Source organism: Sphingopyxis chilensis, assembly GCF_035930445.1.
Classification (GTDB): domain Bacteria; phylum Pseudomonadota; class Alphaproteobacteria; order Sphingomonadales; family Sphingomonadaceae; genus Sphingopyxis; species Sphingopyxis chilensis.
In genome coordinates, this window is the sequence record NZ_CP142394.1 from 1,540,681 (window position 1) to 1,561,554 (window position 20,874).

Annotated in this window: 14 protein-coding genes; 11 read left to right on the forward strand and 3 right to left on the reverse strand. The window is 63.7% G+C overall.

The genetic code is table 11. The features are described 5' to 3' along the window. Positions 1-260 precede the first annotated feature (260 nt). Complete coding sequence (locus VSX79_RS06920; protein WP_326914963.1) at positions 261-551, reverse strand: hypothetical protein; 291 nt, start codon at positions 549-551, stop codon at positions 261-263. A gap of 429 nt (positions 552-980) precedes the next feature. Between VSX79_RS06920 and VSX79_RS06925 the strand changes: the two genes are divergently transcribed. From VSX79_RS06925 to rlxS, 7 genes are all read left to right on the forward strand, one after another. Further along, positions 981-1,304, forward strand: a complete 324-nt coding sequence (locus tag VSX79_RS06925) for a DUF736 domain-containing protein (protein WP_326914964.1) — start codon at positions 981-983, stop codon at positions 1,302-1,304. A gap of 86 nt (positions 1,305-1,390) precedes the next feature. Further along, positions 1,391-2,290, forward strand: coding sequence for a HEPN domain-containing protein (locus VSX79_RS06930; protein WP_326914965.1), 900 nt, complete (start codon positions 1,391-1,393; stop codon positions 2,288-2,290). Positions 2,291-2,406: 116 nt separating this feature from the next. Next, complete coding sequence (locus VSX79_RS06935; protein ID WP_326914966.1) at positions 2,407-2,646, forward strand: helix-turn-helix domain-containing protein; 240 nt, start codon at positions 2,407-2,409, stop codon at positions 2,644-2,646. Next, positions 2,639-3,148 (forward strand): S26 family signal peptidase, encoded by a 510-nt coding sequence (locus tag VSX79_RS06940; protein WP_326914967.1) that lies wholly within the window; start codon positions 2,639-2,641, stop codon positions 3,146-3,148. The genes VSX79_RS06935 and VSX79_RS06940 overlap by 8 nt, the downstream gene beginning before the upstream one ends. After that, the gene (locus tag VSX79_RS06945; protein WP_326914968.1) at positions 3,136-3,735 is read left to right on the forward strand and encodes a lytic transglycosylase domain-containing protein; all 600 of its coding nucleotides are present in this window, start codon (positions 3,136-3,138) and stop codon (positions 3,733-3,735) included. The genes VSX79_RS06940 and VSX79_RS06945 overlap by 13 nt, the downstream gene beginning before the upstream one ends. Continuing rightward, on the forward strand, positions 3,674-4,309 hold the full coding sequence (locus tag VSX79_RS06950) for a hypothetical protein (protein WP_326914969.1): 636 nt from the start codon (positions 3,674-3,676) through the stop codon (positions 4,307-4,309). The genes VSX79_RS06945 and VSX79_RS06950 overlap by 62 nt, the downstream gene beginning before the upstream one ends. A gap of 374 nt (positions 4,310-4,683) precedes the next feature. Continuing rightward, entirely contained in the window at positions 4,684-6,609 is a 1,926-nt protein-coding gene (gene rlxS / locus VSX79_RS06955) for a relaxase/mobilization nuclease RlxS (protein WP_326915230.1), read from the forward strand. 74 nt (positions 6,610-6,683) lie between these two features. On the opposite strand, the gene VSX79_RS06960 is transcribed toward rlxS, so the two are convergent. Beyond that, complete coding sequence (locus tag VSX79_RS06960) at positions 6,684-7,295, reverse strand: glutathione S-transferase (RefSeq protein WP_326914970.1); 612 nt, start codon at positions 7,293-7,295, stop codon at positions 6,684-6,686. 411 nt (positions 7,296-7,706) lie between these two features. Here VSX79_RS06960 and VSX79_RS06965 point away from each other — a divergent pair, with 411 nt between their 5' ends. From VSX79_RS06965 to VSX79_RS06980, 4 genes are all read left to right on the forward strand, one after another. Continuing rightward, positions 7,707-8,594, forward strand: a complete 888-nt coding sequence (locus VSX79_RS06965; protein ID WP_326914971.1) for an AraC family transcriptional regulator — start codon at positions 7,707-7,709, stop codon at positions 8,592-8,594. 556 nt (positions 8,595-9,150) lie between these two features. Then, complete coding sequence (locus VSX79_RS06970; protein ID WP_326914972.1) at positions 9,151-15,435, forward strand: autotransporter domain-containing protein; 6,285 nt, start codon at positions 9,151-9,153, stop codon at positions 15,433-15,435. Positions 15,436-15,765: 330 nt separating this feature from the next. Beyond that, complete coding sequence (locus tag VSX79_RS06975) at positions 15,766-16,188, forward strand: VOC family protein (protein ID WP_326914973.1); 423 nt, start codon at positions 15,766-15,768, stop codon at positions 16,186-16,188. Positions 16,189-16,422: 234 nt separating this feature from the next. Continuing rightward, positions 16,423-16,926, forward strand: coding sequence for a L,D-transpeptidase family protein (locus tag VSX79_RS06980; RefSeq protein ID WP_326914974.1), 504 nt, complete (start codon positions 16,423-16,425; stop codon positions 16,924-16,926). A 123-nt stretch (positions 16,927-17,049) separates the two neighbouring features. On the opposite strand, the gene VSX79_RS06985 is transcribed toward VSX79_RS06980, so the two are convergent. Then, positions 17,050-20,697, reverse strand: coding sequence for a DEAD/DEAH box helicase (locus VSX79_RS06985; protein WP_326914975.1), 3,648 nt, complete (start codon positions 20,695-20,697; stop codon positions 17,050-17,052). Positions 20,698-20,874 lie beyond the last annotated feature (177 nt).

The following is a 20,874-nucleotide window of genomic DNA, read 5'->3' on the forward strand; positions in this document are numbered from 1 at the left end:
GGGCGGCAGATTCTGTGGGCCAAGCAGAGTGGCGCCGAGCCCCGCCACCCATCGCGCCGTTCCGCGCCGCTGAGGCGGCGCGGAACGGCGCGATGGCTTTTCTTGGAATGCGCCTAGCCGCACGCGGCGGCGGCGCGGGCCAGGACGAGAAACGGCGCGCCGATCGCTCCTCGCGCCGCGCTAGGATGAGCAAATTACTCGCCTCATTGCCGATGGGCCGCGCCTTCCTGACGCCCCCATGCCACGAGGACATTCTGCGGTTACGCCAGCAGCCGCCGGAGAAAATAGACGCGGAACAGGTCGAGCAGCGCTTCGGCACTTTCATTGTCGTTCGCGTGCGCGACGACTTGCACGCCGCCCTGCGCAGGCACGAATTCGAACGGATGGAGGCCGGTCAGCCGCAGCGCAGCGGGGTCGAGACCGTCGCGGCGGAGCGCCGCATGCGCCGCGTCGTCGAGTGCGAGTCCGATCCAGATGCCCGCGCTCCGCGCGGCGATCATGCCGAGATCGGCGCATTCGCCCGCGATCAAGAGTTCGGCCCGTCCATCCATCTTCATTTCCCCGGCACAGCCGATGCGGCGTTGGTTCTCTGTCCCGGCAGCGCGCTTTTTCTCCGCGCGAATCCGGGGATTCATTGCGGTGCCTTGCCGCGTTCGCATGCCGCTGGCCACGCCATTTTCGATGAAATGTTCGGCAAAATTTCTTTAGCCGCTCGCCGTCTCGGCATCGCCGGAGCCCGTCCGGAGCCGGGTGAGCGGTCTGGCCGGACGCGAACCGGCGCGCAACGGACGGCGCCGGCTTTTTTCCCCGCCCGCTGATGCGGGCTCCTCGCGCCGCCGCGTTCCGCGGCCAAAAAAGCCGGTGCCGTCCGTCCTCCGCTGACGCTGCGGCCCTTCGGGTGCGCGCCGGTCCTTGGGCGCCCGCCCTGCCTCTGCTCACGCTCCGGAGATGGTCTCCGGCAGCGATGAAGGAGACGAACAATGGCAGCTATCGGCTTTGTGAACGGCACCATCGAAAAGGGTTTCGTGGGCCAATTGAAGACGCTTTCGATCCGGGCCAGCATCGAAATCAGCCCGAACCGGAACAAGTCGAACGATGTGCAGCCCGATTTCCGGGTCCATTCGGACGGCGTCGAGATCGGCGCGGGCTGGGTCCGGATCGGCGAAATGTCGGGCAAACCCTATGTCGGGCTGGCGCTTGCCGCCCCCGAATTCGGGCCGCGCCGGCTTTATGCGAACCTCGGCCGCGCTGCGGGGCAGGACGACGACAATACCTACGCCGTCATCTGGAACGCCGACGACTGACGGGACCGGCCCCGCGCCCGCTCCGGCGGGCGCGGGGTCACCCTTTTCCTTGTCGCGGCGCGATATTCGGCTAGGATTCGAGGGCCATGAAAACCGATCTCGACCATCTTCCCGAGCGCAAGAAGCGCGATCTCGAACGCATCGTCGAAATCCTTTTCGCCGAGTTCGAGGACGCGACCGCCCTCGCGACACAGAAGTGGAAGAAGCAGGGGCGCATCCTCAAGGTCATCCTCTACGGCAGCTATGCGCGCGGTGACTGGGTCGCCGATCCGAAGGGCGGCTATTATTCGGACTATGACATTCTCGTCGTCGTCAACGACGACCGGCTGACCGATCCGGTCGATTACTGGTACAAGGCCGAGGATCATTTCCTGCGCGAATATGCCATTACCAAGCGGCTGTCGGGACCCGTCGGGCTGATCGTTCACAGCCTCGGCGACGTCAATTTCCAGCTCTCGCGCGGGCGGCCCTTCTTCATCGATATCGTGCGCGACGGGATCGTCCTCTACGAACTCGGGACGCAGTCTTTCGATCCGCCCAAGCCGCTGTCCCCCGAGGTCGCTCGCGAAGAGGCCAACGTCTACTTTGAACAATGGTATACCAGTGGAAGAGAATTTCTTGACCTGGCGCAAGCGGCGGTTGAGAAATCCTACCACAACCGTGCAGCCTTCTTGCTGCATCAAGCCACCGAGCATTTTTACCACACGGTGCTCAACACGCTCACCCTCTACTCGCCCAAATCGCACAAGATCAATTTCCTGCGCGATCGGGCTGAGGACATCGCACGCGAGCTGATTCCGGTATGGCCGCGCGACGAAAAATTCGCGCGCCGTTGCTTCGAATTGCTCCAGCAGGCCTATGTCAACGCGCGCTATTCGCCGCATTACAAGATCAGCGAAGAAGAGCTTGCGTGGCTCGTCGAGCGCATCGAGATGCTCCAGGGCGAAGTGAAGTCCATCGCCGAGAAACATCTCCAGCCTGCCTGATCCTCGATGGGGGATCGATTTTCGTGGGTGAGATTTTCGATCCTCCCGCAGCGCATCCCGTCCGGTCATGACCCTTCGCACGGCGTTTCGCGACGCCGCTGGAAGGAGGGCCAGTCATGGGAAGATCGGACGACGACGGCCCGGCTGAGCGCGCCGCCAAGGCGCGCGCCGGGAGCCCGTTCCTAAGTGCCGCCGAGACGGCGCACTACCTCGGGATATCCGAGCGCACGCTTCTCGAATATCGATCGAAGGGGAGGGGGCCGGCGTTCCGGCGCCACGGAAACAAGGTTCGCTATCATATCGATGATCTGATCGCGTGGTCGCAGCGCCTGCGGCGGGCGGGCGACGATGCCTGATCGCTTCCTTCTGGCTCGCGCTCTGTCATGCGGCGCGCTTGTGGTCGCGATCGGCGTCACCATCGCATCACCGCCGCGTCCGCGCCTCGTCTGGAATGCAAGCGCAAGCGCGCCGGTCGGCCTCTGGCGAGTTGCCCCCGAAGCGCCGCTGCATCGCGGCGATATGGTTGTCGCAAAGCTCGCCGATCCATGGCGCGGGTTCGCCGCGCAGCGGCACTATCTCCCGTCGAATGTGCCGCTGATCAAGCGCGTTTCCGCCGTGCCCGGCGATCGGGTCTGTGCAGCCGGCGACATCGTCAGGATCAACGACAGGATCGCCGCAATCCGCCATCAGGTCGATCGGGCAGGGCGCTCGATGCCCGGTTGGCGGGGCTGTCACATACTTCGACGCGACGAGGTTATGCTCCTGATGGATGCTGAAAGCTCGTTCGACGGCCGCTATTTCGGGCCCACCAGAAGCGGTGATATCATCGGCAAGGCGACCCCGCTTTGGCCCCGCTGAGAGTGCTATGGGTTGCCGTTCTATTGCTCGCGGCAAGCCCCGCGCAAGCCGATCCGGTGGTGCGGTGGCACCCTTATATCGCCGAGGCATCGGACCGGCTCGGCGTTCCTGTCGAGTGGATCGAGTGGGTCATCCGCGCTGAAAGCGGCGGCCGGACCAGGGCGGGCGGCAGCCCGATCACGAGCCGCGCGGGGGCGATGGGGCTCATGCAGTTGATGCCCGGAACGTGGAAGTCGATGCGCGACCGGCTTGATCTTGGTCCCGATCCGCACGACCCGCGCGACAATATTCTTGCGGGAACATTTTATCTCAAGCTCATGCACGCCCGCTTCGGTTATCCCGGCATGTTCGCCGCATACAATGCGGGCCCGGGCCGCTACGCGGCCTATCTCGCCGGCCGTTCGCGCCTTCCGGGCGAGACAGTCGCCTATGTCCGCACCGTAACGGGAATGCCGACGCAGCACTCCGCGCGCACAGAATCCGCCGCCGTTTTCGTCAGCAAGGTGCAGAACCGGGCGGCTTTAGGTGGCGCTGACCGGAGCAATCGGCATGCCGACATATTCTTCATCCATCGCCCGCAGCGCTGAGCCGGGAAGGGGGAGGGCTCGTCTCGGCAAGTCCGAGCATGACGGGCGCCGGAGCGGCTTTCAAGGCCGGCGGCCCCTCCAATTTGCTCCGCAAATCGGTTCCTCCGCCGCCGCTTCGCGGCGCCTCCGCTGCGCTCCGGCGGCCCTGACAGCCGCACCGCCGCCCGTGGTCGAGGGAGGGTCCTCGAATGGTTCGGGGCGAAGAAAGGAGCATGTCATGGGCGGTTTTCAGAACATCGGTGTTGCGTCGGATCGCGTGTTTTCATCGCTGGTTTCGGGGCTCGAAGTCGAGTTCGGGCGCGGCGCGGGCGCCGCACTGGCGCAGCGCTTTCTGGACGCCGAAGAGGTCGATTTTCACTGGGATGCGCGAATTTCGGAGCGCTGGATCGGCGCATATGCGGGCATCGATGACGAGGATATCGAGCTTGATCGGATCGCGATCCTGGGATTTCTCGATGACGAATATTTCCTGGCCACCATGATCGTCGATGGCGACGGAATCGCGCACGGGATGATGGGGCGGCGTGGGTTTGCGAGCGCAGAAGCGGCGCGCCGCGCTTTCACGGATGCGTGAAAGCAATGGTTTCGAGAAGCGGCGCACGCACGCGGCGCCGCTTCTTTCTCTCGGAAATCGAAGGCAGTGAGGACGGCAAGAGTGTCGGAATTGGGTGAGGAGCGGAGGAAGATCGCGGAGAGCAAGATAGAAGCAATATCTCGCGATACTGTAAGTTACTGTCTGCACATCCTTTTCTCGCGATGTCCGCGAGACATGCCCTGGTCGTGCGAGACAGGTTTCTCGAGATCGGCGGATTTACGCGCCTCCGCCGGCTATTTTGCGAGACAATTTGTCGAGGCTCGCCGATATGCTGGGCAAGCCGCGCGGGGCGCCAACTTGGCCGGGTTTGCGTCATGAAGGACGACGACGCCTTCACGCCGCGCCTCGGGCGCATGGGCGCTCGCGGCAAGGAGGCGCGATACCTCGCGCTTGTCGTCAAGGCCACGCGGCGGGTCGGCAAAAGAGTTGCCAAGCGAGGCGGCTTTGACGGGAGCCGGATCGGCCGCGGTGCCAGCATCGCGCGGGTGCTTCGCTCTCGCCGGCATGAGGGTCTCCGTTCACGGCGGGTGGTCGTGAAATTCCGCCCGGTGAAACTCGCCGGAAGCGGCGTCGGCGGCGCCAGGGCGCATCTGCGTTACATCCAGCGCGATGGCGTCACGCGCGAGGGGGCGCCGGGAGCGCTCTACTCCGCCGAACAGGATGTTGCTGACGGGGCGGCGTTTCTCGACCGTTCGGGCGGCGATCGCCACCAGTTCCGGATCATCGTAGCGCCCGAAGACGGCGACCAACTTCCGGATCTCAAACCCTTCGTTCGCAAGCTGATGACGCAGATGGAAGAGGATCTGGGCACCAGGCTCGATTGGGTAGCCGTCGATCACTTCAATACGGGCCATCCGCACAGTCACATCATGCTGCGCGGGAAGAATGACCGCGGCGCCGATCTGGTCATTGCCCGCGAATATGTCAGCCACGGATTGCGGCACCGTGCGAGCGACATTCTCACGCTAGACCTTGGGCCGCGGACCGATCTCGAAATCGAGGCGCGGCTACGTGCCGAGGCGGACGCTGAGCGTCTGACGGCGATCGACCGCCGGTTGCTCCGCGAGATGACCAACGAACGTCTTGTCCTGTCGCGCGATGAGGACGCGTTCCAGCAGACGTTAAGGGCTGGGCGTTTGCAGAAGCTCGCACGGATGGGGCTCGCGACGCATCTTGGCGGCGATAGCTGGCGATTGGACCGCGACCTTGCGGGCACGCTCCGCCGCATGGGCGAGCGCGGCGACATCATCCGCACCATGCAGCGCGAACTGACCGCGCGGAATCTCGATCGTGCATTGGCCGATCGCGCCATATTCGACCCGGCTGTACCTGACGTCGGTTCGGTCACCGGCCGCGTGATTTCGCGCGGGCTCTCCGATGAGTTTCGCGACCGCAATTATCTGCTCGTCGATGGCGTGGACGGGCACACTCATTATATCGAGATTGGGCGGGGCGCCGATGTGCCTCCGACACCCGAAGGCGCCATTGTCAGAATTTCAGCTCGCGAAGGCGGCGTTCGCGCTGTCGACAGGACGATCGTCGAGGTCGCGGCCGCTAACGACGGAATATACACCATCGATGCGCACTTGCGGCATGATCCGAGCGCGAGCGAGGCCTTTGCCGAAACGCACGTCCGGCGTCTCGAAGCAATGCGCAGAATCCTGCGCAGCATCGACCGCAATCCCGATGGAAGCTGGATTGTCGCCGCCGATCATTTGCGAAAGGCAGAGGCATTCGAAAAGCGGATGCTCGCCGACCGACCGGTCGAGGTCGAAATTCTGTCTGTGATGCCGATCGAAAAATTGCCCTCGATGGAAGCCGCGACATGGCTCGATCGTGAGATGGTCGCGGAGTTGCCAACAGCGATCCGCGAGGCAGGTTTTGGTCGCGAGGTTCGGGCGGCCCAGACATTGCGTCGCCAATGGTTGCTTGCCGAAAAACTCGCGGAAGAGCGAGACGGAAGGACGATCTATCGTCGCAATCTCCTCGCGGCGTTGCAGCGCCGTGAATTGCTGCGGGTAGCCGGAAGGTTGGCGGACGAGCTCGCCAAGCCCTTCGTGGAGACAAAATCTGGCGACAGCGTCACTGGCCGCTTGCTCCGGCCGATCGATTCGGCGAGCGGGCGTTATGCGGTTGTCGAACGGACGCGTGATTTCACTTTGGTTCCATGGCGACCCGTGCTTGACCGGCACGTCGGCAAGCCCGTCTCCGGAATCATGCGGGAGAGCGGGATCAATTGGTCGCTAGGTCGGCAGCGCGGCGGGCCAAGTATTTCATGACCGCAGCTGGTCGCTTGCCGTTCGTCTGCTTCGGATTGGCAAGGAGCCAAGGGGAGGTTCACGGCCTGTCCCTTTCAGCTTTGTCCTTCTGACCATGGCGCTATTTTGACCATCGCCTGCTCAAACAGCTCCGATGCGACGAGGATTGCCAGCCATTCGCACACGCGCTCGGGCGCATTGACTGCGAACCATTGCGCATCGACTCCGGCGAATTGTCGAACGAACGGAAACAGCGCGATATCACTGAACCCGCGCGTTGCGCCGTCAAGATAATCTTGCTCTTTCAGCCGTTCATCGAGCTCTGCCAGCATCGCCAATCCTGCCGCACGATGGTGCAGCGGATCGACTTCGTAGCGACCGGCATATTTGTAGCGGTCTAGATGATGTTTGAACACGCTGTCGAATTTCGCAACCAACTCCGTGTCGGCGCGCGGCAGCCAGTCCTCGGGGTCATGCTGCGACAAAGCCCAGTGCATGATATCGACGCTCTCATCGATTGCCGTTCCATCGGCGAGCACGAGTATCGGCACGGTTCCCTTGGGCGACGCGGCAAGCATCGCTGCGGGCTTGTCACGCAGCAGAACCTCGCGATGCGTATAGATCTTCCCGCTCGTCAGCAAAGCCATCCGCGCGCGCATCGCGTACGGACAGCGGCGAAAGCTATAGAGGATAGGGCTGTCGCGCATTATCGGCGCATATCCGATCGTCTGCGCTCAGCCAAGTTGCGCGCCCGCCCTATTCCTTCAGCCCGGGCGCAACCGCGATCTGAAGCCGCGCTCGCCGCAATCGCTCGTAAAACGTCCCCGAGATTCCGGTCCGGCGCGACCAGGTGGATGCCCAATTCCGGTGGTGGACGGGCGTACCTGTGATGCGGCGATTATTTGGTCAATCCTGGCCGGCAGCAGGCTGACCGCTTCGGGTCAGGGATTGGCAATGGCTGCCATTTGATTTTCCAGCGGCCGAACGGTCGCCCACCCTTAGCCTTGCCTCCATGACGCAATTACCATGACAGCAAACGTCAAGTGCGAGTTTGTGCGTGCTTTCGGTATCGCGGCCGTCTAACGGCATAACCCGTTCAAACTGCGAGTTGTTTTCCGATGTCCATGCTGCTTTCGCAGAACGATGCGTCCCCAGCTTCGTTCGTGAAGCTGCCTCAGCTCGAGGATGCGCGCATTCTCGCGGTGCTGAACCAAATCGAGGCAAGCCGGTCGGCAAGCTGGCGGCTCGACGATCTGGCCTCGACCGTCGGGCTGAGCCCCTACCAGCTTCATCGCCGCTTCAAACTCGTCATGGGGGAAACCGTCGGCGATTATGTGCGCCGTACACGCTTGGACATGGCGGCAACGCTTCTTTGCCGGGGATATACATCGATCCTCGAAGCGGCGATCGAGACCGGCTATGGCAGCCAAGCCGCCTTCACCCGCGCTTTTTCGAGGCAATTTGGTGTGTCTCCAGCTGCTGCGCGCAAGGCCGTGCTGAAACAGATGCCGATCCCGTCAGCCGATCATCGCGACTTTGCCCGCGCAACCCGTCCTCAATGGCAGCGGCGTGTCCCGCTCATCGCTATGAGGTTTCACGGCGCCCACGCGGACGCGCCGCGGCATTGGCGCCGGTTCGCCGTCTATCTTCAACGTCTCGGATATGATCTGAGCCGCGCCAACGCCGTCGGGATTCTGTACGACGATCCTGGCGTGACGCCCGAGCACCGATTCCGATATGATTGCTGCATTGTCGATGAGGGATATCCAGCCCATCTGGTTGGCGCCCCTCTGCGGCGGCAGAGCATCGGGCTGATCGAATTTGCGAGTCTTGATGTCAAAGGACCCTATTCGATGATTGCCGAGGCGATCTTCGGAATATGTAACGTCTGGATGAATCAACAGCGCCGGGCCATCGGCACGAGTCCCGCGTACGAACTCCACAAACGGGCGCCATGGAGCGACAGCGGCGTCTTTGAGGCCACCATCATGGTCCCGCTGAGCTGAGAGTCCGTGCCGCAATTGCGGTCAAAACCCCCGGTGCGAAACGTGCCAGAAGCCGAATCAACCGGGCTATGAAATTCGAGCGTGCTGAGCTGCTGAGCGTCTCCCGGAACCAGAAATCGGGGGATCAACTATGTGTACCGGGGAAAATAGCATCGCAGCGGAAGTCTTCCGGCGTCCGCTGTCCTCAGCATCGCGGAAGAATGTCGGCAGCAAGCCAGGCCAGCGTAATAGCCCCCTGCGACCGGCGCTCCTTGCGACGGCGGCGCTTGGCTGGATCGCACCAGTGCTCGTTGCTACGCCGGCATCCGCGCAGGGCGTCATAAATGACGGTGGCATCACCTATTTTCCTGGTGCTCGCGCCGACGCAGGCGGGGCGGGAACGCCGACGGTTCCGGGAGAAGGGCTAGGGAGCAGTTCCGGTATCCCCGGCGCATTGGACTCAGGGGTGCTGGCGGCGACAGTGACGACTTTCGGCGATGTAAATCCTTCTCCGGCAACGTCACCAAATTGGGATGTCGACGGGGTTCTGAATGTCGGCGAATGGAGTGCCGGCACCATGACCGTGACAGGTGGTGGTACGGTAACGAGTTCTTATGGCCAGATTGGCGTCTATACTGGCGCCGTTGGAACGGTGGCGTTGACAGGCGCGGGCTCGAACTGGAGCGACAACAGCAGCATCTATGTCGGCATGTTCGGTTCCGGCACGCTGAACGTCGCGAACGGCGCGAGCGTGGACGTCGGCACCAACGGCACTCTCGGCGAATATGCGGGTTCCTCCGGAATCGCGACCGTGAGCGGCCCCGGGTCGCGCTGGACAAATGATAATTTCCTCTTTGTCGGCGCGTCGGGCAACGGCACGTTGGGCATTGAAAATCGCGGCTTGGTGTCTGCCGCGGAGGCCATAGTGGGCGAAGATGCTGGCAGCGTGGGTCTGGTGACCGTCACCGGCGGCGGCGCTTTCGACGTCGGCGGCAATTTGATCGTTGGCTATGGCGGTACTGGCAGGCTGGAGATCGGTGGCGGGGGCGCCGTGACCACCGGCAATCAGGGCGTCATCGCATATTTTGGCGGGTCAAAGGGCACCGTAACCGTCGCTGGACGGGGTTCGGTCTGGAACCTCGGCAATGCGATGCAGGTGGGCCGGGACGGGACCGGCGAACTGATCATCTCCGATGGCGGGATCGTTTCCACGACGTCGGCGGCCGTTGCCCAGGATTTCCGGACCATTGGTTCCAGCACGGACTCCAGCGGAAGCGTGACCGTGACCGGCACCGGCGCGGCCTGGCACGGTAACGGCACGCTCGGCGTCGGCGGTGACGGTACGGGCACGCTGACCGTCGCGGCCGGCGGCCGGGTCACGAGCGCGACAGCCATCCTCGGAAGCGGGGTGGATGGCATCGGCACGGCAACGGTGACCGGCGAGAATTCGATCTGGACCAACAGCGATGTGTCATTTGTCGGCTTCTTCGGAAAGGGCGCGCTGACCGTCGACAAAGGCGGCAGAGCGACCAGCACGACGACCTTCATCGGGCACGGTGCCGATTCAACCGGCACGGTATCCGTAACCGGTGCCAACTCGACGTTGGCGAACAGCGCCGACCTCCTTGTCGGCTATGCCGGGACGGGCACCTTGAACATCGCGGATGGCGGCGCGGTGACCAACGCGGTCGGCGCTATCGCCTATGCCGCTGGTTTCTCGGGAAAGGTGACGGTGACCGGGCCGGGGTCAACCTGGACGAACCGCAACGAGGTGTTCGTCGGCACGTTCGGTGCCGGCGTTCTCGACATCGCGGATGGGGGAGTGGTCTCCGGCACGGCTGGCTTCATCGGCCGCAATGCTGGGTCGAACGGTATTGTAACGGTCGAAGGCCCCGGGTCGGGTTGGACGAGCAGCTCCACCCTTTACGTCGGCAATGCAGGCACCGGCTCGTTGACGATCGCCGAGGGCGGTTCCGTTACAGCGTCGCAGGTTAGAATCGCCGCCGTTGCCGGAAGCGCGGGCATCCTGAACATTGGCTCGGCCATCGGTCAGCCTCCAACGACCGCCGGAACGCTTGGCGCGTCCGAGGTCGCGTTCGGTGCAGGCGCTGGCACCCTCAATCTCAGGCACACCGAGGCCGACTATGTATTTGCGCCAGTGATCAGTGGGGCGGGCACGCTCAACATATCATCCGGCACGACGCGGCTTGCGGCGGACAGTTCAGGCTTCACCGGACGGACATTCGTCTCGGGCGGCCAACTGCTCGTCGAGGGCGGCCTTGGTGACGGCAGCAGCACGGTTAGTGTCGCCAGCGGCGGCAGCCTCGGCGGCCGCGGAACGATCGGCGGTGCCGTGACGATCGCCGATGGCCATCTGACCGGCCGGCAGGGCCGGACACTGAAAATGAGCGCTTTGACCCTCGGCGAAGCCTCGACCATCGATGCCGCGCTCGCCGCGCCCGGCGGCGCCGCGCTGTTCAACGTGACGGGCGACCTGACGCTGGACGGGAAGCTTTCGGTCGCCGACGCCGGCGGCTTTGGCGCCGGCATTTACCGGCTGATCGATTATGGTGGAGATCTTATCGACCGGGGGCTGGAGATCGGCGGGACGCCCGCCGGTATCGCAGCCAGCGATTTCTCGGTTCAGACGGCCATCGATGGCGAGATCAATCTGATCAGCGCGGTCGGCGTCGATCTGCTGTTCTGGGATGGCGGCGATGCCGGACTCCACAGCAATGGCGGCATCGACGGCGGAGGCGGAATCTGGGATGCTGCCAATGCCAACTGGACCGACAAGGACGGAAAGCTCAATGGCCTGATGAAGCCGATGCCGGGCTTCGCCGTGTTCCAGGGAGCGGCGGGCACGGTGGCGGTGGACGACAGCGCCGGCGCGATCAGCGTCACGGGCATGCAGTTCGCAGCCGATGGCTATGTGATCGAAGGTGATGCGATCGAACTGGCCGGGGCGAGCGACGAAAGCGTGATCCGTGTCGGCATCGGTGGCCCCGCGGGAGCGAATTATACCGCCACGATCGCGTCCAGCCTGACCGGCACCGGATCGCTGACGAAGACCGACCTCGGCACGTTGATCCTGTCGGGCACAAATAGCTATCAAGGCGGCACGACCGTCCTGCAGGGGAATCTGGTGGCCGCCGTCACGGGCGCGCTCGGCACGGGCCCGGTCGTGATCGACGGCGGCGATCTGGCTTTTGCGAACAGCGCGAGTGCCGACAATCTGGCCATAGCCAACCGAACGACGCTCGCCTTCCGCCAGTCGTCGTCGGCAGGTGCCGCCATGGTCGACAACATGGGCAGCATCAATTTCTACGATACCGCTTCCGCGCAGGACGCGACGATCGCCAATGATATTGGCGGTACCTCGTTCAACGACGGCTCGACCGCGGGCAATGCCACCATCAGAAACAGCGGGGGCGGGACGCTTGCGTTCTACGGCGGCGCCACGGCCGGCGCGGCGACGATCATCAACAGCAGCGGCGGTTTTACGCGTTTCCTCGATAATAGCACGGCTGACGGAGCCTCGATCGTTAACGGAACAGGCGGCGTGATCGAAATCTCGGGCCTGACGACCGCAGGAATCGGCATCGGCTCCATATCTGGCAATGGCGACGTCTATCTGGGTTCCAGGACATTGACGCTCGGCGGGCTCGGGCAGAACGACATCATTGGCGGTGTCATCCAGGACGGGGGATCGGCGGGCGGCACCGGCGGCTCCCTCGTCAAGACCGGCGCCGGAACACTGACCCTGACCGGTGCCAATATTTACACCGGCCTCACGACCGTCGACGGCGGCACCATGTCGATCGGCAACGGCGGCACCACAGGCGCGATCGTCGGCGATGCAGCGGTCGGGGCGGGCGGCACGCTCGCCTTCGATCGCAGCGACAGCCTGGGATATTCGGGCGCACTTTCGGGAGCGGGCGTCTTCATCAAACATGGCGGCGGCATTTTGACGCTGACCGGCGATAGCGCCGCCTTTGCCGGCGACACCGCCGTTGCAGCGGGCACGTTGCGGGTGGACGGAACGCTTGGGGGGAGGCTCGATGTTCGGTCGGGCGGCACGCTCGCGGGCGCGGGCGCGGTCGGCGGCGCCGTCACCGTGGCTTCGGGCGGCACGCTGGCTGGCGTTCAGGGTGAGACGCTGGCGCTCGGCGCGCTCGAACTGAATAGCGGCGCGACGATCGCCGTGGCGCTCGGTGCGCCGGGCGATGTCGCGCTGTTCGACGTCGCAGGCGACCTGACGCTGGACGGCACGCTCGATATCGCCGACGCGGGCGGCTTCGGGGCCGGGGTTTATCGCCTGATCGACTATAGCGGCATATTGGACGACCAGGGGCTCGTTATCGGCGCGATGCCTGGCGGCGTAGCGCCGTCCGACCTCATCGTTCAGACTGCGGCCGCCAAACAGGTGAACCTGGTCTCGCTTTCGGGGGTCGACCTGTTGTTCTGGGACGGCGGCGATCCCGCGCTGCATAACAATAATTCGGTCGATGGCGGTGCGGGTGTGTGGGACGCGTCGAGCGTCAATTGGACCCATGCGAACGGTACGGGCAACGGGCCGATGCGGCCGCAACCCGGCTTCGCCGTTTTTCAGGCTGCGCCAGGTGCGGTGACGGTTGATGACGCGGACGGGGTGGTCAGCGCCGCCGGGATGCAGTTCGCCGCCGACGGCTATCGTCTCGAAGGCGATGCGATCGAGCTTGCCGGCGCCGATGGGCGAAGCGTTATCAGGGTTGGCGACGGCACGGCGACGGGCGCTGGCTATACCGCAACGATCGCTTCGAACCTGACCGGGACGTCGGATCTGGTGAAGAATGATCTTGGGACGCTGATCCTCACCGGGAACAACAGCTATCAGGGTGATACGCTGGTGCTGGCGGGTGCGCTGGTCGGCGATGTGACGGCAATCAAGGGGGACATCGCCAACGCCGGCACGGTCATATTCGACCAGACGGCCAACGCGCGCTTTGACGGCGCCATCGCCGGTTTGGGCGGCGGCAAGGGCGTGGTGGTGAAAAGGGGATCTGGCGTGTTGACCCTGGCAGGGACGTCCGCGCTTGACTGGTCGATCGACGAAGGCGGGCTGTTCAGCGCGGGCGACCGCTTCACCGGCAATGCCGCGCTCGGTGCCGGAGCGAGCCTGACTTTCGAACAGGCAGAGAATGCTTCCTATTCGGGCGTGATTTCAGGCGAGGGGCGCTTCGCCAAGGAGGGGGCGGCCGCGCTTCGGCTGACGGGCGACAGCTTGGCCTTCGACGGGCAGACCGAGATTCGTGCAGGCGCCTTGCAGGTCGAAGGCGCGCTCGGCGGCACGCTACATGTGCTGAACGGTGCGCGGCTGGGAGGGAATGGAACGGTTGGCACGACCCTCGTCGCGTCGGGGGCGACGATCGCGCCGGGTAACTCCATCGGGACGCTGACGGTTGCGGGCGACATCACCTTCGCCGCCGGCTCGATCTATGCAGTCGAGGTCGATCCGACCGGCGCCGGCAGCGACCTTATCGCCGCATCGGGCAAGGCTTTCCTGCAAGGCGGCTCGGTCGTCCATATCGGCGCGGACGGGACCTACGATCCCACCGCGACCTACACGATCCTCACCGCGGTCGGCGGGATCCAGGGGACCTTCGATGCCGTGTCGTCCGATTTCGCGTTTCTCGATGCGACCCTCGGCTATGGCGCCTATGCCGTCACAGTAACGCTTCAGCGTAATGACATAAGCTTTGCCGAGATCGGCAAGACCCGCAACCAGATCGCCACCGCCGGGGGGCTGGAAAGCCTCGGTTTCGGAATGCCGATCTATGACGCGGTCGTGCAGCTCGATGAAGATATGGCCCGCGTCGCATTCGACCGGCTTTCCGGCGAAATTCATGGGTCCGCCAAAACGGCGCTGGTCGAGGATAGCCGCTTTGTTCGGGAAGCGGCGACGGCAAGGGTGCGGGCCGCGTTCGAGACTGTCGCTTCCTCCGCAGCGCCGGTCGTGGCCTATCAGGAGGGCGGACCGGCGCCCGCCGCGGCGGGAGTTCAAAGCTTTGCCGGATGGGGTCACGCCTTTGGCGCATGGGCCGACATGGACAGCGACGGCAATGCCGCCGGGCTCGATCGTTCGGAAGGGGGCTTCTTCATGGGCGTCGACGGGCTCTTCGCCGATTGGCGCATCGGCCTGCTGGGCGGCTACAGCCGTTCGACGTTCGACGCCGACGGGCGCGCATCATCGGGCAAGAGCAGCAATTATCATCTGGGCATTTATGGCGGCACCCAGCGAGGGGTTCTCGGTGTCAGGCTGGGGGCCACCTATACGTTCCACGACATTCGCACCGACCGCGCGATCGCTTTCACGGGTTTCGCCGACGGCGCGAGTGCATCCTATGGAGCGGCGACGGGCCAGGCTTTTGCCGAGGCGGGTTACCGGATCGATGCCGGAACGACTTCGTTCGAGCCGTTCGCGGGCTTTGCCTATGTAAACCAAGAAAGCAGCGTCTTCGTCGAGGATGGCGGCGCAGCGGCGTTGACGGGCGAGAGCGGGACGACCGAGACCGGCTTGACGACCCTCGGCGTTCGCGCGGCGAGCGTCTTTTCGATCGGCGAGGTGAAGGTGCAGGCGCGCGGCTCGGTGGGATGGCGTCACGCCTTCGGGGATGTCCTGCCGCTTTCGATCCATCGCTTCGCCGGGAGCGAGACCTTTACCGTCGCCGGATTGCCGATCGATGACGACGCCGCCCTCATCGAGGCCGGCCTCGACTTGGGGATTGGCGGCTCCGCCACGATCGGCGCATCGTACAGCGGCCAAATCGCAAACGAAAGCCGGCAGCACGGTTTCAAGGCCGATTTCTCGATCCGATTCTAACTGGAGTCGTTCGGGACCTAGCCACCAGCCAGAGATGCAGCAGCACCCACGCCGCCAGCATTCGCACATTTTGGCCCACGTCGGTCGGTCGGCTTTGGAAGGCTGGAGTAGCGGACATTAGCTGTCACTCTCGCGCTATGACGAAACACGACCGATCGTCGACCTTGCCGCCCCAGTTTGGCGTCGCTAAAAACTATCCGTCGAGAAAGGGGAGATCGGTGCGGTTAGCCCGATCCCCGCGCAAGCGGGCCCTGACCTTCGCTGCGGCGTCGTGTCCCAAGACCTGGAACGTTGTCGCAATGGCGCGGCAGCGAGGGAAAGGCTTTGGATATGCAACACCAGATTTCCGTCATCACACTTGGCATCAGTGATCTGCCGCGGTCCCGTAGATTTTATGTCGAGGGCTTCGGCTGGATGCCTGTCTTCGAGAATGAAGACATCATCTTCTATCAGATGAACGGCTTCGTGCTTGGCACGTTCGAGAAGTCGGCGCTTGAAAAAGACATGAACCGATCCGGTCTTACCTCGCCGGGCGCCTTTTCGTTGGCGCACAATGTTCCCAGCGAGGCGGAGGTAGTAAGCGCGATCAACCAGCTCGTCGAGGCGGGCGGGCGTATCATCAGACCGGCAGACGCCCCGCCCCATGGCGGTTTTCGAGGATATGTGGCCGATCCGGACGATCACGCTTGGGAGATAGCGTGGAATCCGGACTGGCCTATCGATGAAAATGGCCATGTCAGGTTTGCGATCTAGCGTCGTCATCCGCTGGCCTGTGTGTTCACAGGCCAGCGGACGGTCGGCATCCACTCGCGCCAAACATTCACCTGAAATCTCGCCCACCCATCCGTCGAACTGGCCGCTTTGAGACAGGCAGCTCTCGGTCGGCACTCCAAAATAGCTGACATTCGCCAGGACGCCGCGTGCGCGACGTGCAGTGACCAGTCGTGTCGCTTGCGCCTGGAGCACAAACTTATACGATGGGGCCGCATGCGCGCTCTCTCGTTCTTCGCTGTTCCGCTTCTCGCGCTTGCCGGCTGTAGCGCGCCCCAACCAACGCCATTACCTACAGGCTCGAAAGCCGATCGGATTGTCGTCGTCAAACACCAAGGCTGGCTGACCGCCTATTCTGGCGAGGATGAGCTGGTCACCTATTTCAACATCGATCTTGGCGGCGCGCCAGCAGGGCGCAAACGTTTCGATGGCGATGGAATGGTTCCTGAAGGCGAGTATGTCATTGTCAGGCCCAAACCGGATCCGCGCGACCTTCCCACACTCAGCATTTCCTATCCCAATGCCGCCGATCGCGCTTATGCAACGAAGCGGGGGAGATCGGCAGGCGGCGGCATCGTCATTTACGGAGCACTCGAACCCATGGCCCGCTATGTCGGGAGCAGACACAAGACCGACGGTGATATTGGCCTTAGCCATGCGGAAATGAGACAACTTTACGAGATCACCCCTGACGGCATACCAGTCGCGATCTTGCCTTAATCCTGAATTGGCATTTGAGCAGCCGACTAAATCTTGTTTATCGGCGTTCCACGTCACAGGAAGCAAACCGGCGCGTCGTCTGCAGTCTGTAAATTAACCTCAGGAATGGCCGGTTGCGGTCAGTCAGCTTTTAGGTCTGAAGTGAGAAAAGCGGAAGTTTGGGCGTGATGAAACGCTCATACGCTCGGCGGGAAGAACGCGAAGCGCATTGGCATATCCGGCGCCGCTCCAGGCGCCGTGCGATCCGATGACATATAGTCGCTGTTTGGCGCGCGAGACAGCGACGTTGAAGATATTCGGAGTCGCACCGGCCCAGCTTCGCGCGCCGCTTTGCGCAGCGGCAGGGGCTCCAAGGACGAGGATGACCCCCTCGGCCTCGCGTCCTTGAACCGTGTGGATTGTACCGACGCGGTCATTCACCCACCGCCAAGGCTCGACACCAAACTGGGCGAGCAGTCCAGGCTCAGCCTCGATCCGGCGGCGGAGTTCCTGCGCAACGATCCGAAACGGCGTGACGACAAAAATGTCGGGCTGGAGGAGATTTGCAGCCGCAAGTTCGCGTAGCATTGCGACGACGATCTCGCCCTCATCGGGGCAATATTTATTCTTGGCCTCGCCATCGACGTCGATCCAGCGCGATGTCCCCAGGATGGCGCCGATCGGACTTTTATCGGCGACGGGCCCGGCGACCATTTTCCCGGCATAAGCAAGATCATTGGAGATGGAGAACATTGGCTCGCGGCAGCGCCGATGGACGAGCAGCGGCATGCCCACCATGCGATCGCCCTCGGCTGTTTTAAAGCGCGCCTGGAAGCGCACCGCGCGATCGGAAAGCGTTTGGGCGGACGCGGTGGGCGCCGCCCAGCGCGTTTCATCGACCCCGAAATAATCGCAGATCGCGTGCGTGAGGCTCTCGGGGAGCGTTACGACGGGCGGGATCTGCAAGGGATCGCCGACGATGATTGAGCGGCGCGCGCGAAGGATCGCACCGACCGCAGCTTGCGGCAAGGCTTGGCCGGCTTCATCGACAAGAAGCCAGCCGAGGCTTTCGGGCAGCAGTGCGCCGAGCATCCGCTCAACCGAGGCGAAAGTCGTCGAGATGAGCGGGACGATGAGGAAGAGCGTCGACCAAAGATCGCCGAGGAGCGCACGCTTTTCAGGATCGCTGGGCGGTCCTTTGCTCATCATATCCATGAGCGCGCCTAGATTATGCGAGAGGCGCTGCGCCGAGGCGTCGATGAAGGCGCGGTGGAGCGCCAAGGCCGCAGCAAAGAGCGCCTCGCGTTTGCGGTGAAGGCTATCGGGCATCCAGGGCGCGCTGAGATGCATCGCCTCATGCCCGGCTGCAAAATAGAGATGATCAACGAGTCGGCCGCCGAGCCGGGTGCGGTGGGTTTCTATCTCTGCGGCAAGCGCCACAACCTCGGCGCGCGCTGCAGCAGTCGCTTGCTCAGCCGTCGCCGTGCAGCGTCCAGCCGCTGCGCGCAATGTGTTTGCGGACAGATGCGCTTTGTCGGCGCGCTCAAAAGCGCCGCGTGCATTTTTATCTTTGGCGAGGAGCGGCTGGTAGATTTCGACCCAGCGCTGAAAGCCCGCGGTCCGAAAGAGCCGCGCGAAAAAGCCAGGGCGCGTTTCAAAATGGGCGGCGAGCGCGGCGGCGGCGGCAGCGGCGTGCTTCTCCGCCTCGCCGCGGTGGGCATGCGCACTGAGCTCGCGTTCGAGACTGGCGCGATATTCGGCTTTGGTCTCGGCAAGGTCGGCTTCGAGGCGAGTAAGCGCTGCCCGCTTAGCGGGCAGCTGAAGGCAAAGTTTGCGTACGGCCTCGAGCTCCGCGAGCTCGCTATCGACCTCCTTTTTGAGCGCCGAAAAATCGCGTCGCGCCTTTTTCCAGCGCCGCGCCGCCTCTTCGGGGCTTGGCGGCCTTTCAGCGAGGATGACCGCGGGGGTGCGGCGTTCGATGAGTTTCCCTGCGTCGTCACGGATTTCTTGGACAACCGAATCGCCTTTTGCGGCTTTGAGATAGAGGCGAAAGCTCCATTGCTCATCCCACCAAAAGGCTTGCTGGAAGGCGGCGCGGTTGCGCGCATTGCCAAGCACAGCAGCGATTAATCCCCAAGTCTCGAGCCGCTCTGCGGCGGCATCCTCTTCTCCGGCCTCAGCGGCTGCGCGGCCGGTATGAAGAAAGTCACTGATCGACTGAAAATAAGCCGGCGTGCCTTCGGCGACCGCGCCGAGCGCGGGCAGTTCGCGGCTGACATTCTCAACTGCCTTGTTGTTGCTCGAGGCGACAAGAAGCTCGTGGCCGCGCAGTGAGGGATCGAGGTGGTAGAGATGCAAGAAGGATCCGCCGCCAAAGCCAATCTTCTGGCCCGAGGGCGTAAAAGCGGCCGCGGGTTCGGCAAAAACAGCCATGGCGGTCGCGCGGTCGATGACGCTAGCGACGACGAGATCGCGCAATAGCGTTGTCTTGCCGGTGCCGGGCGGGCCGTTGACCGCGACGATGCCATCCTTTTGCGCAAGCTCGGCGCGGGTGAGGTTGACCGCGGCCTGTTGCAGCGTGACGAGCGAATGGCCGCCGGGTGTCGGCCAGCGCGCGGCGGGCGTGAGCCCTGGGGCAAGCGCACGTTCAAGCATGGTCTTGTCGGTGAAGAGGTCGATCGCTGCGTCGGGGCGCTCGATGCCAAGATATTGGCGAAGACCGCGGGGGAGCCCGCCATTAGCCGCTTTTTTTGAGGCGCGCGCGAGGTCGCCGAGGAAAAAGCTATTGAGGAGGATGGGCTCGGGCGGCGTTTTGGCGCGGTAATAATGATAGATGCGCAAGGCGTGGCGCGGGGGCTCGGCGAGATGGGCCGGAAGAGCGAGATCTTGCTTCAGAAATTCAAAGGCCGCGCGGATGGTGTCGGCGGTCATCACCTCGGACCGGCCTTCGCGGTCGGGTTTACGAAAAAGCTCGGCGAGGCGGCTGACGAGCCCATCTTCGACGTCCGCCCAGCTACCAAGTCCTGCAAGATCGCCCGAAAGGGCGCGCGGGAGCGCCCAAGCAAAGCTTGAGATAGCAACCCCGCCTTCGTCGAGCGGCCGGCCTTCGCGATCGACGATGATCGCCGCGATAGCGGCTTGTTCGCCAGGGCGGGTGCGCATGGCTTCATCTTCACCAAAGGCGCGCATGAGATCTTCTTCGGCGCGGTCCATCGGAACCGAGCCTAAGAGGATCTGGTAGTAGAGCTGGCGCTGCGGGCGCGAGCGTTCGCCGCGTATCCAGGGGAGCGCGGCATCGTCGAGGGCTGCGACGCAGCGGCGATCGCCGCCGACAAGGTCTTCGGCGCGGCGATAGGTTTGCGGCGAGAGGGCTTCAAGCGCGGTCCAGGCGGCGAGGATCGCGCTTGGAGCATCGCGTTCACCTGGTGCGGTCCGAGGACGCGCCATCGGCGTTGGTGGCGGAGTGGCTGTGGGCGGGCTTACTGGCCGCGGTGTTTCGGGCGGCGGCGAAGCGCGCGTCGGCGCGGGCCGAGCGGCTGGCCGCGGAGCGGGTGCCGGCGTCGTTTTAGGTGCAGCTCGCAGCGGCGGGGCTTTTTTCGCTTCCTTTGTCTCTTTTAATGCCGCGAGCGCTTGGTCGACGAGGGCGCGGAGGCGGATGGCGCGCTGGGTCCCGCGGTGGCCGAGCTCGGTTTTGAGCGCACGCAGGAGAGCGGCGTCATCCTGCCCCTCTTTGAATAGGGCTTCGAGCTGGTCGATCGATTTTTGTATGTGAGGGCGAACGCGCGCGGTCATTCATGCGCCTCCCGGAATTCACCGATCATAAGATGTTGCTACCCGCCCCGTCTTTCATCAGGCGCAAGGAGATAGCTTCAGCCGCCCGGGTGCGCCATTCCGAAATGATCCGCTCTTAGCGCTTTCGAAAGGAAGAGATATGGCCGCTCCGTTCCAACATCTTTAAGCCCAGGTCAG

Bases quoted from the DNA above. Each gene is read 5' to 3' on its own strand.
- VSX79_RS06935 (WP_326914966.1), top strand. From the start codon at position 2,407: ATGGGAAGATCGGACGACGACGGCCCGGCTGAGCGCGCCGCCAAGGCG.
- VSX79_RS06980 (WP_326914974.1), top strand. From the start codon at position 16,423: ATGCGCGCTCTCTCGTTCTTCGCTGTTCCGCTTCTCGCGCTTGCCGGC.
- VSX79_RS06970 (WP_326914972.1), top strand. From the start codon at position 9,151: ATGACCGTGACAGGTGGTGGTACGGTAACGAGTTCTTATGGCCAGATT.
- VSX79_RS06940 (WP_326914967.1), top strand. From the start codon at position 2,639: ATGCCTGATCGCTTCCTTCTGGCTCGCGCTCTGTCATGCGGCGCGCTT.
- VSX79_RS06975 (WP_326914973.1), top strand. From the start codon at position 15,766: ATGCAACACCAGATTTCCGTCATCACACTTGGCATCAGTGATCTGCCG.
- VSX79_RS06985 (WP_326914975.1), bottom strand. From the start codon at position 20,697: ATGACCGCGCGCGTTCGCCCTCACATACAAAAATCGATCGACCAGCTC.
- VSX79_RS06965 (WP_326914971.1), top strand. From the start codon at position 7,707: ATGTCCATGCTGCTTTCGCAGAACGATGCGTCCCCAGCTTCGTTCGTG.
- VSX79_RS06925 (WP_326914964.1), top strand. From the start codon at position 981: ATGGCAGCTATCGGCTTTGTGAACGGCACCATCGAAAAGGGTTTCGTG.
- VSX79_RS06960 (WP_326914970.1), bottom strand. From the start codon at position 7,295: ATGCGCGACAGCCCTATCCTCTATAGCTTTCGCCGCTGTCCGTACGCG.
- rlxS (WP_326915230.1), top strand. From the start codon at position 4,684: ATGGGCGCTCGCGGCAAGGAGGCGCGATACCTCGCGCTTGTCGTCAAG.
- VSX79_RS06930 (WP_326914965.1), top strand. From the start codon at position 1,391: ATGAAAACCGATCTCGACCATCTTCCCGAGCGCAAGAAGCGCGATCTC.
- VSX79_RS06920 (WP_326914963.1), bottom strand. From the start codon at position 551: ATGGATGGACGGGCCGAACTCTTGATCGCGGGCGAATGCGCCGATCTC.